Origin of the sequence: Paenibacillus nanchangensis (genome assembly GCF_046543445.1) — a bacterium.
Classification (GTDB): Bacteria; Bacillota; Bacilli; order Paenibacillales; family Paenibacillaceae; genus Paenibacillus_AQ; species Paenibacillus_AQ nanchangensis.
Genome location: NZ_JBHOFD010000024.1, coordinates 31126 through 47515, shown reverse-complemented (window position 1 = coordinate 47515; position 16390 = coordinate 31126). Strand labels below are relative to the sequence as shown.

Here is a 16390-nt window from a genome sequence, read left to right as displayed (position 1 = left end):
GGCGATAGCTTCCGTGAGCGCAGCGAACCCTCTGAGCGAAGCGCAGCCTTGACCAAGCGAGGCGCAGGGCAAGAAATAAATAACCGCCCCACGGGCGAGTAAGGCAACAGTAAGCAAAGCTCTATATTCCACAACGGTATAAATAAAATTCACCTTCGGATAATCTATCAGAAAATGAAATTATCTTTTCGAATTGCTAATAATATCATGTCGATTGTAAACTAACTTTTCATAATGACCCGACTGTCCCCCACCCTCAACCATAACATATTCTCCTGTAAGTTCTAATACTGTCGGTGAGTTCATAAATAAGTCTCTCCAAGAGGAAAATATACTTTTTAAGGTAATAGCAGAATCCTCATCAAATAGGGTTACACCGTGATAGTTAATCCCTGAAGCAATTGGTGTTCCATGTAAAGCAGGATTTTTACTTGTAATCCATTTTAATGAGTCCACTAACGTACAGAATAATGTCATCAGGTATCACCACACTATCTATAACTTTAGGATTATTTTTTCTATTCATCCAAAAGCGTTTCACATCTATTGTAATGGGAATGAGGTAAAACTCATGTTCTAATGCCATTTAATCCTCCCGAAACTTTATACTAGACTGTTCATGCTATCCCCATTGATAGAACTCCAACACAAATACCTTGTTATTGATTACAAAATAAAGCTGTTCCCAATCAAATTCATCTTTTTCAGCAACTTCAGTACTCAATCTAAAGACCTTTACATCTTTATCCTCAATAAATTGTTCTATTAACTCGATTATCCTGTTACTTACAGAATTAGAACGTCTATCGTATTCTGCAGGTTCTTCAGGTAATTGGTTTCCTTGATCGTCAAAATATGCAACTTTAACTTGGAAATTTTGCATACGATAAAATAAAAAAAACCAATCCGCACTTAGTTCAAATAAAGTTTTCTTCCAGTCTTCTACGGATATTAAAGGGAGATACTTAATGTCTTGGTGAGTACTTAAATTGCTAGTTTTATTATAGTGAATGACTGCCCTTTCTATAGGTTGGTCTACCACAGAGAATAAATATTCGTGACCATAGCAGCCACCAAAATAAGTATTTATTCTACTTAAACCTTCTAGATACCCATTAATTCTATTAAATAGTTCGGTATTCATTTAATAATCACCTCTGTTAGTCATAAAATAACCGCCCCATATGGGCGGTAATAGTTTAATCAAATCAGTAAATTCATTCATATTATCATTTGTATCTGTCACTTAGCTTCTTATATTCTTCGTATGCTTCTTTTATTTTTTGTTTACAAATGTCTTTCCAAAGTGCTTTTAGATTTTCATTTTTTTCCTCATCATAGTTCTCTGCCTCCATGTCCCCGCCAAACCCAATCCAATAACCTGAGTCTGGAACTAACCCTTGTTTGTCTGCATAAGCAAATTCATAATCAGCGTATGTATACCCACAGTATTTACAGTTATTTTCCAGACAATGGAAACCTGCCTCCTTAACGGTCGGGCAGAATTCTGGAACATTTTCATTTTTCTCATCATTAGTCCCGAATGAACAATAGACTTCTAACAAAACATGATTATAAGGCATGCTGCTGTCCACTTCCTTTCACCTTATAAATCATTGCTTCGCCAATATAGTCTAAATATCCTGCCAGTTCAATTAACGAGTTCGCACCTTTTCTCCTACATAGAGCGACCACAAATAGTGGGGGAAACATCATGATAATCAAACGAACCTTTACAGGAAGACGAGCACCACATGGCATTGGAAAAGATGAAGCAAAAAGGGCAAAACAAAAGTAACGGGAACGAAAGTTTATTTGCTCATATCGCTTTTTGCGCCGATTGTGGCAAAGGTATGACCTTTCGTAAGGACAGAAGAAAAATGGATGGCGGGGCTTATGTACGCGTATAGTATATTAAACACTCTGCATCATACTGCACTTCTCATATTATCGGTGCTTTTACTACATGCGGTAAAAGACGATTTGAGGGAACTTATTGCAGCTAACGTTAAAGTAGATACGGAGCGGCTAACAGCAAAGCAAATGAACAGCAGTCAAAGCACATGAAATAATTATCAAACGTAACAAAACGTCTGACTAAGCTAAACAAAGAGTTTCAGACCTTGTCACAACTATATACGGAAAAACATATCTACATCGTAAAATTCAAGGCCCAAAATGAGCATATCCAACAGGAGCAAAGTAGACTCTTCCAACTGAAGTTAGAGCTTAAAAGTTCTTTGGAAACCAAAAAAGACACGGAAGAACAATTCCATGCCTTTAAGAAACAAGTCTCCCGCAACAGAGATGGAACAATCCAAGAAATTCACTACAAACATTCCCCCCCGCTTCACTCGGGGCGTTAGAAAAGAGAGAGGCTTAGTCATTAGCCCCTCTTAATTTAAGTAACACTGTACACTCCACATGTGTCGAGTATTCAGTGAGAACAAGGCTATACGATACTCCCACCACTATGGCCCAAGTAAAACTCGGGCCTTTTACTTTATTAACGCTCTAAATGCTTTAGTCTTATCTCTTAATGAGGCTCCCTGCGGAACTGATTGGCAATGAAAGGGATTAAACTTTAATTATTTACTGGAACTCGAAGAGACTTTCTTCTGCTCTCCCTAATATGTGATTCTTTAAACGCTGTCTATTCCCTTCGTCACGAAAAAAAATAAAAGCAGCTAGCGATTTATGCCAACCTCTATTATGATTTCTTACTGCACTTGACATACCCAAATAATTTCCTATTTGAACAAGATCAATGTTGTAAAATCCCTCCAAATCGGGTGTGTGTATTACAAGCTTAATTTCATTTCTAGCTTCAACGGCTTTGAGATAGTGCGTTATTGCTACTGGGTGTCTTAAAGAGGTATTCTCTTCAAGAACAGGGATATCCCCATCAATAATAACAGTGACTTCTTTCCTTAGTTTTATAAATAATTCGACGAAAAAAGGAATGAATGCCTTGCCATTTGGATTGAAAATTTCTAGTGAACTATCAAAGGCGTTCTTCATTGAGGACAATGCAGTTATATCAGAGTTTCCTTCGACAATGATCACTTGCTTATAAAATAAACACCTGTAAAATTCTTCACTCTTTAAATTTTGTTCTATAAAACTATCGAAAGCGTGGGGATGATTTAGTAAATCCAATTTGTATTGAATAGAAGCATCAATTTGAATCTTTTTTTCAGCCCTAATACTCTCAATTTGAGTCGATGTTATTCTATATAAATCTTTTACTTCATCCTCGTCGACAGTAAATTGCGAATGATTAGTAAAGAAAATTATATCTTCCAAATCTACCTTTAGAATGTTGAGTAGGCGAGAATTATGCGTTGCTACCCTAATAACAAAATTACATTCAAGCAATATACCAGAAAATTCGGCAATAACTTTTAAAAATTCTTCATCAAGAAAATTTTCTGGTTCATCGAAATAAATAATCCTTACATGATTTAAGTTGTAACTAGTGAATATTGACATCATATTAAAGAGCTTTTCTTGACCTTTGGATTTCTTTTTAAATAGGTTTAACTTTCGCATAATATCATCGCAAAAGGAAATTACCCTAAGGACTCTGCCTGATATATTTTCCTGCTCTGTGTCTCTACCTGACTGGCCACGAGAACTCTCGTCCAAGTAGCTGTAAGACATATTTTGAAAATTCACAGAAACCTTATTCATATGTTTCGGAATAATGGGCATACCACCTCAGTGATTAGGAATGCCCTTTGTTCTTGTTCTTTTAATGCCTCATTCAGCGCATAAGTTTTACCAGAACCATTCATTCCAACTAAGAATCTTATTGATTTTGAAAAATCATTAATTGGGTTCATTTTTTATACTCCATTTGTATTGCATAGCAGTACTTTTGGTAGAGTAATTTTAAATCGACAGGCTCCTCAAGAGTACCTCCCTGACGAATACTTATTAACCGCCTAACATCATCTGAACTAGTATTAAATCTCTCTAATTTAATACTAGTTAGCGCTTCAATTTTTAAGATGAAATCTTTCAAATCCTCTTTATGTTTTGGTTCTATAAATGTAAGACTTATATCTATGGCTCTATTAAAAGTTCTCTCTCTAATCAGATTCGCTAATAAATATTCTGGAGATAATTTTTTATCCCAATTCCAATCGGCCTCTAACTGCATAGAAGACATAGCTTCGCTAATAATTCCCTTTTTATCCTCTGGCACAAAATTAAACGGGTCAATTTTATCTTTTATTGATGTAGGTAATTTATTGTATTCGGCTTCCCAAAAAACAATTTTGTCTCCGAGAACATCTACTAAATAGGAATTCTCAATGTTACTTTTATCAACCATTTGTAAATCATAAAAATAGTAATACTCTTTAAGTACATTTATTACCTCTGGTTTAAAACATATGAACCCCTCAATTGTATCACCGTTATAATGACTAGAGTTATGCATTCGAGGCTTCAAATCTTTCAAGTCAAGTACTTGTATATTTCGATTTTTTCGTTTGCTATTGCTTTTATACAATGGAACTTTGATACTTCCTAATACAAAAACTGAACTTTCCCCTCTATCAATTTTAATGTAGGCATCGGATGATTTATATATATCAGATTTAGTCTTTTTTATATGATCACTATGAGTTCGATATTCAAATTCAGCTACCAACTCAAACTTTGGGTATATATTGCTCTTGGGGTCATTGATATAATTATTAAAGATTTTCTTTAGAATTAATAATTTAAGATCATTTGTAGACTTTAACACAGGTATGCCTTGCATATTTGAATATTCATCGTTACAAAATGCATTTACATAATTCGAATTAGTATACTCGTACTCATTAATCTCGTCTGATACGAGTAATGGGTTCAACTGATATAAACTCCTTGATTTATATTTTCTGTAAGTTATAACATTATGAATGAAAGCACTATTATTCATTGTATTATCGTATTTGGTTGGCTCTTCCAAATGGAATTCCATGTTATCTTTTAACCAAGTAGTATTTATCTCTATAGATTGGTGTTTTAATACTAATTTTAAATAAAAATCTTCTCCGTGATCAGCTGTAAAATTACCTTCTTCAATAATTGCTGGTATATAATCATCATCTTCAAAACCTTTAAAGATCGATGCAATTTCTTGAATTATTTTCGGAATTGTATTTGTTTTTTTTTAATTGATTTAAATATTTCATATTTTTTATCACCGCCTAAAATGATGGGATTTAAGTGTCCAAATCAAGTTTATTGTCCAAGAGATATATCATTCCTAGCTAATCTTCAAATGAATATCTTAAACAAGCTCTTACCTATCGAATTCAATTACCGCAACATTTTTTATATTTCTTTCCACTACCACATGGGCATATTTCATTGCGTCCGATTTTATTAGCCCCAGTTTGTTTTTTAAATGATGCAATTCTTGATTCTGCATATTCTACTGACTTTTTTTCAATCTCCTCTTTTTTAAAATCTGGTATGTCATCTTTAGTTAGATAAGAAAAATCAACGTCAATTAGTTCGCCCTCTCTTGAATAAGTCAGATAAAGACCTAACCTTTCACTATCGTTTGTCCTAAGTAAAGTAGCAAGTATATAGTCATTGACATACTCATTTGAAAAAGAAGTAATACCTTCTTGATTACAAGCAACGGTTATCTTCACATCTCCGAATAAGCTTAACAGCTTTAATCTTCCAGTTTCACTTTGCTCTCTTAAAACAATTTTAAGTTGCGCTTCTAGCTGATCTCTTGTATCACCGTCCATATCTAGTAGTGAACTTACAACTTTACATCTTCCCTTTTTAGATTGATGATCCAGCATTTTGATAATATCTTCAATCATGATAGGGACATTCTGTAAAGGTTTATCAGGTGTTTCTCCATCAATTATTAATTTCACAAAGTAGTTATCCAATTTTTCACGATATCCATTCCATAAAACTCGCTGTCCACCATTTTCACTTGCTGTAGTAACATAATGATTATGCTTTATATACATCCCTAAATGGTCTAGTTCATCATATAATTCGATTTCTTCTGTTTGAGCGGCTTTATATCTTTGTTCAATAAAATGCGTAAACATACTTGGAGAGTCAAAGTAGTCAATATAAACCCTTAGATCATCAACAGATATACTCCAAACTGGTGTTAGGTTAAGTTCAACCCCCAGTGGTGTTAGTTTTGATGCCCGAGCTGCAAAAGAATTAAAATTATCGATAGTAATGCCGCAAATTGTAACTTGTCTAAAATCTGCACCTCTGAGATCTCGTATCGGGTTATGCTGTTCATCATATATTGTGACTGTGTCGGCACTATATAAATAATCAATAAACCGTTTCGCCTGATCCCTCGGACTTTTAATAAGAGCTTTAATTGACTGAATGTAAGCTGGAAAATCGGTACTAGGTGGTGTATATGTAAATGATCCCGCTTTAACTTCTATTACTAGTAGATGGTCGTCAAATATGATTATTCCATCATTTTCACACCATTCCTTCTTTCCTGACTTACCTGTATTACTAGGATAATAAATAGATCGGACTACTTCTGCTCCACTTAACAGATTACAGAATAATTTGAAAGGGAGTTCTTCAGAAACTTCCTTCTGCTTCACGTTCCATTCTTGCTTATATTCTGGCTTCAGACGCAGTATTAGTCTTTGAATAACTCTATACAAATTATCAAAAAGACTATACAGATCGAAGCAGTAGATGTTGTTATCAATGCTAATAAATGGCCTGATCTCAATAGGTAATCTTCTTAGAGGCCACCCAGCATACTCTCCTGCTGCAAAAAAGTCTGTTTCTTCTCCAGGCTCCCACGCTAATTCCCTTAACAAGGAGTCAGGTAATCCTGTCACTTTTCGAACATCGAAGAGATCAAAACCAAATAACCTATTGGTTACAGATTCCTTTAGTTCACCTAATCCTTTTTCATTTACTACCGCATCCATTGCTTCTCTGGGATCGCTAAATATTTGTTCTGTCGTTAATTTTCGCTCGACTGCTTCTAAAGTCTGTTCTCTTAACTCCTCTATATCTAACATGAGTTGATTAAATCCTTGCATTAAAGAAAACTGTAATTTTTTTATTCCGCTCAAAAAATCCTCAATACTAATATTGAACAATTCATTAAACACATCATCATGTGGTGTTAATAAATCACGTAAATGCTCGATTTCATGGACAGCATACCTATCCCCCCTAACTGTAGTTCTTAACTCCTGAGCTTGTACATACAGCATATCGTACTCAGGATCATAGTTAGGGTCATTTTCTTTTAGATAAGCACTGTGAGTCATATGAAAATATTTAAAACTACTGTAGAGCTCGGATACTTTTGTTGATAACTCACTTATTAATTGGTCATCTAGCTCCTTCTCTCTATTTTCAAGAGGGGGAGTTGAAACTATTATGCTTTGTACATAATCAACCATTCTTACGGCAACTGTATCATTAAAGTCATGCTGAAATTCAGAAGATTTATCAATCATTGAAACCAACATTCCATAATACCCCTGAACTAATAATTTAAGAGGATCACATCTTACAACTAAACTACGAATGCTATTTACTAGTTCATCAATCTTTTTGTAGGTGTCTGGAAAATCACCTGCAAGCTTAGCCATAAATCGTTCATGATCTTTCTCACTCATGTTATTCCTCATAACAACTGTATTTCCGAATCGGGCCATTTCGAATGGTCCAAATGAAGTATATTGATCAGGCTTTTGATTGCGTCTTTTCTTAGACGATCTCCCCACAATCTATCACTCTTCCTTTCCCGTTTTCCAATTACTTCTATTATACAAAAATAGTTAGCATCATAACTACATTTGATGCGTTACGGTGTGAACACTTCATTCTTGCAAAAGCGCACCACACACCAGAAATAGATGTAAATTGAAATAGCGAAGCCAAGCCTTTTTTCCTCAAATATGACAATTTCAAGTTTTTTCTAGAAAGTATATATTCCTATGTTATCTCCTATATATGACTGCCTAATCTACATATAGACACTACAAAGAATAGGAGTTGAATTGAAATGATTCATCCCGTCAAAGAGTTCATTGCAAGAACTCGCTTTACTCACAATGCATTTGCAGTATTACACGGTATATCATTACAAAGGCTTAAAGATTGTTTGTACGGCTATACTACCTCAATCCCTCAAAAAATCATGCGTGTCATGGTTCAAAATGGCTACGATGAAAAAGAAGCTCAGGCAAAATATCTTAAGTGGCGTAGGTGGAAAGTCGAACAAGAGCTTAACGCCTCCTCCACCGTGAAAGAAGGGAGGGTGAATCCATGAAAAAACTGCCATTAGATACTGTGCTATCCCTGATGCGGCGCGAGGACGTGCTCGGTCATGGCTTTGATATGGAAGAGCTTGCCCGCATCTTTGCCAAACATGTTAAAGACACGTTGTCACAGGAACAAGCTGAACTAAGCCTAGCTCAATACCTCGCCAAATCCACGCACAAGGATGTCATTCATCGAAATCAAGTATTAACAAAAGTAGCTAGGTTCCTGAATCAGTACGGATGGAATCTATCAGATTATCATGTAGACTACTACAAAAAATATCTGCCGCTGTTTCGGTAAACTTATTCCCCCGCCGTTGTGCGGGGGTTCTTTTTTGATAGCCTTAACTGTCAAATTTGCAAGTCGTATAGAGAAATTAAGACAGTTAAACAAGGAGGAAGAGAATATGAAATTGCCAGATTACTTGATGACACTTGCTAAAGGGACTGATATCGAGATTTGCACCAATGAGGGGTATGTAATAACACCAAATTGTGTTAGAAGGTGTATCCGAGTACCACAAGAGGAGAAATTAGTTCTTTTCGAGATTTACAGCCATTACAACGACGAAAAAGGGTATGCTTTTCCAACTCAACAAACATTAGCTTTATACCTAGGGGTTTCAGCTTCGTCGGTCAGTAAACATCTGAAAAATTTAGATAAGAAAGGATTTATCAAAAGCAGAGGGGGGAAAGGAAAGTCTAAAATCTATATCCCATCTTTTGATTTGAAGTATAACGTATACCTTATTCTTAGTGAGTGGTTTTTCTTTGCTATTAGTGTAATTAGGAAAAAGCTCCATGATTCAATGGGGGCTGAGTGGGCAAATCAGTTGTTACAATTAGTTAACGTAAAAACCTCTAATGAAAATGATTTCTATGGCAACTTTCTAATTAAATTGCAGAGAGAAATGGGCTTCGCCTTTGAGGAGGATGTAATATTAGAATTCTTGAACTACATGAAAGAATACGTTGAGAAAATAAGCATGCAGCCAATAGTTATCAACTGGAATGAAGAAATAAAAGCGGCAATTGAAAGAAAGAAAGAAAAGTCGAAAAAGGGTGGGAATTACAAAGAAAAAACACTGTGAACAGTAGAAAACCAAGTTTGTCTAATGACGATGATCAATATGTTGACCCCTTTAGTCTTTTGGGGTAAATGCCATTGAAATTATAGAAGTTTATTGGTTATATTTCAAAGGGTAATTCGCATTTTTGCATGTTGGCTTGCGTAAATGCACATTACCCTTTCAATTTTGCAGACATACTAATATCAGTTAATACTATCAGTTAATACTATGAATTACTATTATTTAGACTACCGCTTTTAGGGGGGAAAGAAAATCTAGGAAAAGAGCTAAGAAAAAAGTGAGTTGAAAGATGCTCTACTCACTAGTACAAATTGAACCTCCCCCGGCCCCTTCCCCGCCGCCGCGCACCGCTCTTCCCCAAAAATTCCCCGTAGGAATCATACCGCCCCTGCGCCTGAAAAGGAAGTCCCTTCTTTTCCTAGGCACTGGGGGGGTTATGACGTGTGTTCGTAGATTCATTAAAAAAATTAAATCAAACCGCCTGTACCTCCCTTTACAGCTTACCTGTCTTGTGGTTTACATATTCCACAGCAATTTGATTTCGCTCTTTGACAACTGCATAGGACAAGCAAGTGTACTGCTCCGCCACCCGCCAGAATTTATGCTTGAGAGTGCGCAGCGGCAGTTGATTATTCCAAGGGCGTTACGATAACTGTAATTTACGAAACGAGGGATGACTATGAAAGAACCAGTTGTCGGTTATGTGCGTGTTTCTACGCGCGGACAAGTTAAGGATGGCTATTCCCTTAGCTATCAGACGGAGGAGATAGAGCAATACTGCGCTCGCCATAACCTTGAGTTGTTGGACATCTACAAAGACGAGGGGATTAGCGGAGCCAAGGTAGACGAGGACGAATTAACCATTGAACGCGAAGGGCTTCAAGAAATGTTGTCTGACCTGAAATGGCGGGGGGTGAAACATATTGTTGTCTTGAATACTTCCCGCTTCTGGCGTTCGGATATAGTCAAAGTGTTAATTCAACGAGAGCTTAAACGATTTAAGGTCGATGTTAAAGCCATTGAACAGCCCTCCTACAGCATCTATACGAGTGACCCGAGTGATTTCCTTGTTAACGGTATGATGGAGCTTCTAGACCAATACCAGCGGCTAGAAATAGCTTTGGAACTTAGTCGGGGGCGGCGCAAAAAAGCTCAACAAGGTGGCTATGCTGGGGGGCGTGCTGCTTATGGATACAATGCCAAAAAGGGTCAGAAGTCAATTGAGATCAACTTGGAAGAAGCAACAGCTATATTAAGGTTGTTTGAACTGCGGGAGTTGTTCCCGAAATGGTCATTATCCGAACTAGCATATCAGTTAAATTACGATGGCTATAAAACAAAGCAAGGTAGCCGATTCACCAAAGTACAGGTAAAGCGAATCTTAGACCGAGAGGATTTCTATAGAGGCTTATATTTCTATGGAAATGTAGAAGCACAGGGATGTCATACGCCAATTATTTCTTGAATAAACAAGCAGAAAAGAGCATTAAAAGGGACACTGTAAATACAGCGCCCCGAACATTCACTATTCATTATCAGTATCATCGTCTATGGAAATCAATCCAGACTTTATTAGAGCAATAACGAGTTCCTCCATAACATCCTGAAGGGACTGGTTACCGACAAATTCATGCTGATTTTTATTCATTCATTCCACCCCCTCATTTGCTCTATACGAGACAACAAGGGGAACGTTAAGGCTTAATTTTGGTGGGGGCATGTCGTATAGCGAAATTAGAGACCTGAAAAGGAGGACAATTAGCTATGCGCTGTGCAGTATACGCAAGGGTTAGTACAAAAAGAGATGAACAGCGTAACAGTCTTGATAATCAAATAGCATTCACTACGGGAATTGTAGCCGAAAAAGGTTGGCAGTTAGTTAAAACGATATGTTGATGATGGTGTTAGCGGAACAACATTCTCAAAACGTGAAGCCATTCAACAATTGATACATGACGTTAAAAGAAAAAAGTTAGATGTGGTTATCGCAAAATCAGTTTCTCGATTCGGCAGAAACTCTGTTGAGAGTATGACTGTAGCGGATGAGCTTGAACGCTTGGGCATCCGACTTATTTTCCCCGAAGATAATTATGATACTAGTACGAGTGATACGAAACTGATGTTTAGGCTGAAAGCCATTTTAGCTGAGGAGGAGAGCCGAAAACTCTCAGAACGTATAAAGTTTGGAAGGCAGACTAGTGCCCGCTTAGGAAAGTATCAAGCTTCATTAGTTGCCTACGGTTATAGACGAGGGGAAAACGGTCAGTTAGTCTTAGACGAACAATACAGCCCAATCGTCAAGGAAATCTTTGATCTATACCTTTACAAAGGATGGGGAAGGTACAAAATCGCCAGTTATCTCAATTCACACAAAATCCCAACTCCTAGAGCGGTATCAGGAGGTAGTAATGCAGGAACTATGTGGCATGAAAGTAGCATTCGAGTCATCTTGGAGAATGTCGTTTATACGGGGGCACTTGTACATCATCGAGAAGAAACGGTTGACTTCATATCAAAAAAACGAAAAGTAATTGAACCTAATAAGCAGGTTGTAATCGAAAATGCTCACCCTGCCATTATTACAAAAGAGGAGCACCTAGCCGCCTTGGAAAAGATGAGAACTAAAGGCAGACATAAAAGTAATGGGCAAGAAAGCCTATTTGCTCATATTGCGTGCTGTGCTGACTGCGGTAAGGGTATGATGTTCCGAAAAGATCGAAACAAACGAGAAGGCGGCGCTTACGTTTGCGGCGGTTATGTTAAACATACCTCTTCTTATTGCTCATCTCACATTATAGGTAATAAGAAGCTCCGTCAGGCTGTAATTCATGACTTGCATGAACTGATCTCGAACAATTTGAAACTGGATCAGCTATATAGAGTTGTTGGCGGGGAAATTGAACTCCATCAAAACTCACATACAAAGGAATTACAAGGAGTTAATAAGCAACTCGCCAAATTGGATAGTGAATTCCGCTCTCTACTCTCGTTATTCCAACAAAAAGTTGTTGGCATTGATCAATTCAGGGCAGCCAATGAAACCATTGAAGCCGAACATACGCGATTAACTAAACGTAAGATTGAGTTGGAAAAAATGCTCGAATCCAAGAAAGATACAGATCGCTACCTGCAAGATTTTCAACGACAAATTAACAAAATAGCCAAGCTGGATATTACTGACGAGCAAGTGTTAAAACAAATCATCCAAAAACTCATTCATAAGATCGAAGTTCAAAATGACGGTAACATAAAGATTCACTACAACATAGCTCGCCCCTTAAATATCAGGGCATGAAAAAGCGGGGGATTATTCTTTCCCCCGCAAAGTTAGTAACACTGAGCATTCCACATGACTCGTCTGCGGGAACATGTCCACCGGCTGCACCCACTGTAATTCATATCCGCCGTCCAGCAGGGCTTTGCAGTCTTTCGCGAGGGTAGACGGGTTGCAGGATACGTAGACAAAACGCTTCGGCTTGGTCTTTAGCACCGCATCCAGGAAGCGCGGGTCAAGTCCCGTACGCGGCGGGTCGGCGATGATAACGTCGGGTGTCAGGCCCGATTTGGCCCAACGCGGCAGCAGCTCCTCGGCTTCGCCCGTATGGAAGCTGACATTGGTCCGACCGTTACGCTCCGCGTTCCGCTTCGCATCCTCCACCGCTTCGGGAATCGACTCAATCCCGCGGACCTCTTTGGCGTATGGGGCCAGCCATAAGCCAATTGTCCCTGTGCCGCAATAGGCGTCAACCACCGTTTCCCGCCCGGTCAGCGCCGCGGCGGCGCGTACCGACTCGTACAGTTTTACCGTCTGCTGAGGATTCAGCTGAAAAAATGCCCGCGGAGACAGCGAAAACTCCAGATCGCCAAGCGATTCCTGCATCGTCTCCGCACCCCACAGCGTGACCGTACGGTCACCAAAAATGAGCGGCGTCTTCTTCGGATTAATATTCACAGCTATGCCGACAACTTCAGGCAGCGTCAGCCGCAGCAGCCGGACGAAGTCATCCTGTCTCGGCAGCTTGCCTCCTCCAAGCACCAGGGTCACCTGCATCTGGCCGGATTGAAAGCCGTGCCGGACCACAATCGTCCGCACCCCGTCGCGGGAGCCGTTCTCCTTATACAGCGGGATGTGCAGCTCCTCCAGCACCGACTTCACTTTTTCCACCGCTTCATTTACCTTGGGATGCTGGATCGGACAACCGCTGATGTCGACGATGCTGTGGCTGTCGGCTTCGTACAGCCCGGCAATCACTTCATTCCCCTGCCGCTTCAGCTGCAGCTGTGCTTTGTTGCGGTAATCCCAAGGATGCTCCATGCCAAGCATCGGCTTCAGCTTCACATCGCTCAGCCCCGCATATCGGTTAAACGCCTCACGCACGATGTCCATCTTCGCCGCAAGCTGTCCTTCATAAGAAATGTGCTGAATTTGGCAGCCGCCGCAAAGTCCGAATACTGGACAAGGCGGTTCGATTCGCAGGGCGGACCGTTTTTCCACTTCCAGCAGTTGGCCTTTAATGAACTTGGGTTCGGCCTTTACGACTTCGGCTTTGACCACTTCGTCCGGCAGCGCGCCGTCGATGAACACCGCTTTGCGGCGGTAGTAACCGACGCCTTCACCGTTGATTCCGAGCCGCTTGATCGTGACGACGATCCGGTCGCCTTCTCGCAGCTCTTCGGCAGTTTCCCGTCCGGCGGACGGACCGATCCGGTCTGTCTGCTTGGCGTAACCCGTGCGTCCTCCGCCGGCCCGGCGATCAGGTCGCTTTGCTTGTCCGTTCCCGCTTTGGCGGTCAGGCCGCGTGGCTTGTCCGTTCCCGGTTTGACGGTCAGGCTGCATAGCTTGTCCGTCCCCGTTTTGCCGGTTAAACGGCTTAGTCTCGCTGCCTCCAGTTTGCCGCTCCGGACGCATCGCTTGACCGCCGCCGGATAGCGGAGCGGACGGGAGTGAGCGTCCACTGCGGTTCTGACGGCCATCCGCTGTAGGGCCACCAGCTCCAGGGCGGCGGGCATCCGGCTTCGGCCGTGCATTTGCCCCCGTCCCCGTACCGCCGCCGTTCCGCGCTGCGCCTCCCTGTTTAGCACCGTATCCGGTTGATTTTCCCGGCACCTCCGTTTTCCAGCTACCAATATTGGTCCCGTCTCCTGCTTTGGTTCCGTTCCCTGCTCCCGTTCTGCGGGACAAAGGCGCACCCGAAGGGGACTTACGTTCCCCGCCGGACCGGGCTTGCCGTGTATGTTGACTCGTTCCCTTACGGGAATCCGAATGTTCGTTCATGGCTGAATTCTCCATCCTGTGGTAGTTTCGTGTCCACTATACCATGACCGTTATCCGAAAGCCATCAGGCGCTCTGCTCCTGCCGGGCTACTGTCCTTTCACCAGCGTAACCCCCTGCATACCTGAGGCCGCGGCTTCCAGCGTAACCGAAGTGTCCCCCTTCACATACCGGTCAAAAAACGCCGTCGTCAGCTGGTTAATCTCCTCCTGAATCCGCCGGGGCGGCGCTCCTTTTGGCGGTAAAAGCGGCGAAAATAGATAGAAGTCAGTAAAGCTCATATGATTAGCATGGGCAAACACCGCCGAATAGGCGCCGTCCGAAGCCGCCCGTTCTCTGCGCAGAGCCGACTCTTTCCAAAAGTCTTCATAACTCTGCCGTTCCTCACCCGTGATTCCAGCCTGCTCCAGAGTCCGGTCAAACTTTGCCTTGTCGATGCTGCCTTCGCCATTCAACTGGAGATAAGGCTTGCCGAAGCCGCCTTCCGGAACTGGCGACCCGTACAGCGTCCCGTCCATATTCACTGCCGCCCGGATCCGTTCCTCTTTCATCAAGGTCTGGGCTGCCGTTGCCCCGCCAAAGGAGTGGCCAAACATCCCTACCCGGCTCAGATCCAACCGGCCCGTCAACAACCCTGATCCGTCGCTCTGGTTAGCCTTCTCCAACTGGTCCAGCACAAAAGAAACATCGTCCACCCAAATCCGGCTGCTCTCTTCATAGGCTTTGAATCCGGATTGATTGTTGCTCTGCATCTTCGCCACTCTTCCGTCCGGGTACACTACCGCCGCCGCGCCATAAGCATGGTCGATTCCTACGACAATATATCCACGGCTGGCCAGTTCCTCCGTCTGGAATGTATTTTGATTGCGAAAGCCCGTCATCCCATGTGAAAAAAGCAGCACCGGATACGTCCGCTCCCCCTCCGCAAGCGGCAGTCCGGAATAAGCATGCGCCTCCACCCACCGCAGCTGGCTGAACAGCGCCGGGGGCAGCGACAATGCGGCTTTCAGCCCTTGCGCCACCTGCGGCACATGCTCAATGTATGGAGCGGGCTCCGCTCCCCGTGCCGTTTTCATGTCGGCGGGATACCAAATTTGCACCATGAGTTCCCGTTTATCTCCGGCTTCAGGAGTGGCGGTCTCCTCACGCCGCTCATCTGTCCAGTGGTACGTCACGGTTCCAACGGCATAAGGTCCGGATGGTTCCTCAAAGGCAAACACCGGCAGCAGCAGCGGCAGAGCAACGGCCGCGGCGCTGTATAGGGCAAACGCAAGCCAGGAGCCGACGGTTTGGGCTATCCGTGTGCCGGACCGTTCCGGGCGTGACCGGTCTTTTCTCCGCTTCAGTCCTGACTCTCCCAAAGTCCCATCCAGCTCAACTGCATCTATCATTCCCTCCGGCATTACCGGCATCGCGGTGCGTTCCTGCTCATATTGTTTACGTCTGTCCGTACGCTGCCTGCGCCAAGCTCCCAGCAGCAGTAGAACCGGCGCGGCATAACCCGGCAGGAGCTGCCAGCGGTATCCTTCCGCCAGCAGCTGCAGCAGGACGGCGGCACCCGCGGCCAGCGCGGACCACAGCCGGCAGCGCGGGTTGTCCAGCCCTCTTATTTTTGTCACAATCAGCAGGCCTAAACCCACGATAAGCAGCGCCATCTCCAAAGGTCTCACATCCATTCTCCCCTGTCGTTGTTAGTGGCACTAATTATACCGGCTCACTCTGTACC

The 16390-nt window shown here is 41.9% G+C and carries 16 protein-coding genes; 7 read left to right on the top strand and 9 right to left on the bottom strand.

The annotated features are described in order from the left end of the window. Positions 1-427: 427 nt before the first annotated feature. The 3 genes from ACE6ED_RS19005 to ACE6ED_RS18995 form a co-directional block, all read right to left on the bottom strand. The gene (locus ACE6ED_RS19005) at positions 428-586 is read right to left on the bottom strand and encodes a hypothetical protein (protein WP_410828801.1); all 159 of its coding nucleotides are present in this window, start codon (positions 584-586) and stop codon (positions 428-430) included. A gap of 36 nt (positions 587-622) precedes the next feature. Further along, the gene (locus ACE6ED_RS19000; RefSeq protein ID WP_410828800.1) at positions 623-1144 is read right to left on the bottom strand and encodes a hypothetical protein; all 522 of its coding nucleotides are present in this window, start codon (positions 1142-1144) and stop codon (positions 623-625) included. 85 nt (positions 1145-1229) lie between these two features. Further along, positions 1230-1595 carry a hypothetical protein gene (locus ACE6ED_RS18995; RefSeq protein WP_410828799.1) on the bottom strand — a complete coding sequence of 122 codons (366 nt, stop codon included), beginning with the start codon at positions 1593-1595 and terminating at the stop codon, positions 1230-1232. Between the two features lie 159 nt (positions 1596-1754). Here ACE6ED_RS18995 and ACE6ED_RS18990 point away from each other — a divergent pair, with 159 nt between their 5' ends. Beyond that, entirely contained in the window at positions 1755-1910 is a 156-nt protein-coding gene (locus tag ACE6ED_RS18990; RefSeq protein ID WP_410828798.1) for a hypothetical protein, read from the top strand. 682 nt (positions 1911-2592) lie between these two features. On the opposite strand, the gene ACE6ED_RS18985 is transcribed toward ACE6ED_RS18990, so the two are convergent. From ACE6ED_RS18985 to ACE6ED_RS18975, 3 genes are all read right to left on the bottom strand, one after another. Then, complete coding sequence (locus ACE6ED_RS18985; RefSeq protein WP_410828797.1) at positions 2593-3714, bottom strand: TOPRIM nucleotidyl transferase/hydrolase domain-containing protein; 1122 nt, start codon at positions 3712-3714, stop codon at positions 2593-2595. Between the two features lie 127 nt (positions 3715-3841). After that, positions 3842-4867, bottom strand: a complete 1026-nt coding sequence (locus ACE6ED_RS18980) for a hypothetical protein (RefSeq protein WP_410828796.1) — start codon at positions 4865-4867, stop codon at positions 3842-3844. A 448-nt stretch (positions 4868-5315) separates the two neighbouring features. Further along, positions 5316-7652, bottom strand: coding sequence for an SEC-C metal-binding domain-containing protein (locus ACE6ED_RS18975; protein ID WP_410828795.1), 2337 nt, complete (start codon positions 7650-7652; stop codon positions 5316-5318). A gap of 389 nt (positions 7653-8041) precedes the next feature. On the opposite strand from ACE6ED_RS18975, the gene ACE6ED_RS18970 reads away from it, so the two are divergent. The 4 genes from ACE6ED_RS18970 (at position 8042) to ACE6ED_RS18955 (ending at position 10856) form a co-directional block, all read left to right on the top strand. Next, positions 8042-8308: a preprotein translocase subunit TatA gene (locus tag ACE6ED_RS18970; protein WP_410828794.1), complete on the top strand. Its 267-nt coding sequence runs from the start codon at positions 8042-8044 to the stop codon at positions 8306-8308. Then, positions 8305-8601: a hypothetical protein gene (locus tag ACE6ED_RS18965; protein ID WP_410828793.1), complete on the top strand. Its 297-nt coding sequence runs from the start codon at positions 8305-8307 to the stop codon at positions 8599-8601. Before ACE6ED_RS18970 ends, ACE6ED_RS18965 begins: the two co-directional genes overlap by 4 nt. 106 nt (positions 8602-8707) lie before the next feature. Then, a complete protein-coding gene (locus ACE6ED_RS18960; protein ID WP_410828792.1) occupies positions 8708-9391 on the top strand; it encodes a helix-turn-helix domain-containing protein in 684 nt (227 codons plus the stop codon). A 679-nt stretch (positions 9392-10070) separates the two neighbouring features. After that, on the top strand, positions 10071-10856 hold the full coding sequence (locus tag ACE6ED_RS18955; RefSeq protein WP_410828791.1) for a recombinase family protein: 786 nt from the start codon (positions 10071-10073) through the stop codon (positions 10854-10856). A gap of 60 nt (positions 10857-10916) precedes the next feature. Here the strand turns inward: ACE6ED_RS18955 and ACE6ED_RS18950 are convergent, their stop codons facing one another. After that, positions 10917-11039, bottom strand: coding sequence for a hypothetical protein (locus ACE6ED_RS18950; protein ID WP_410828790.1), 123 nt, complete (start codon positions 11037-11039; stop codon positions 10917-10919). A 116-nt stretch (positions 11040-11155) separates the two neighbouring features. On the opposite strand from ACE6ED_RS18950, the gene ACE6ED_RS18945 reads away from it, so the two are divergent. Next, positions 11156-11287: a recombinase family protein gene (locus tag ACE6ED_RS18945; protein WP_410828789.1), complete on the top strand. Its 132-nt coding sequence runs from the start codon at positions 11156-11158 to the stop codon at positions 11285-11287. 49 nt (positions 11288-11336) lie between these two features. Next, entirely contained in the window at positions 11337-12686 is a 1350-nt protein-coding gene (locus tag ACE6ED_RS18940) for a recombinase family protein (RefSeq protein ID WP_410828788.1), read from the top strand. 12 nt (positions 12687-12698) lie between these two features. On the opposite strand, the gene rlmD is transcribed toward ACE6ED_RS18940, so the two are convergent. After that, entirely contained in the window at positions 12699-14300 is a 1602-nt protein-coding gene (rlmD, locus tag ACE6ED_RS18935) for a 23S rRNA (uracil(1939)-C(5))-methyltransferase RlmD (RefSeq protein WP_410828878.1), read from the bottom strand. Between the two features lie 453 nt (positions 14301-14753). Beyond that, a complete protein-coding gene (locus ACE6ED_RS18930) occupies positions 14754-16334 on the bottom strand; it encodes an alpha/beta hydrolase family protein (protein ID WP_410828787.1) in 1581 nt (526 codons plus the stop codon). Between the last annotated feature and the right edge of the window lie 56 nt (positions 16335-16390).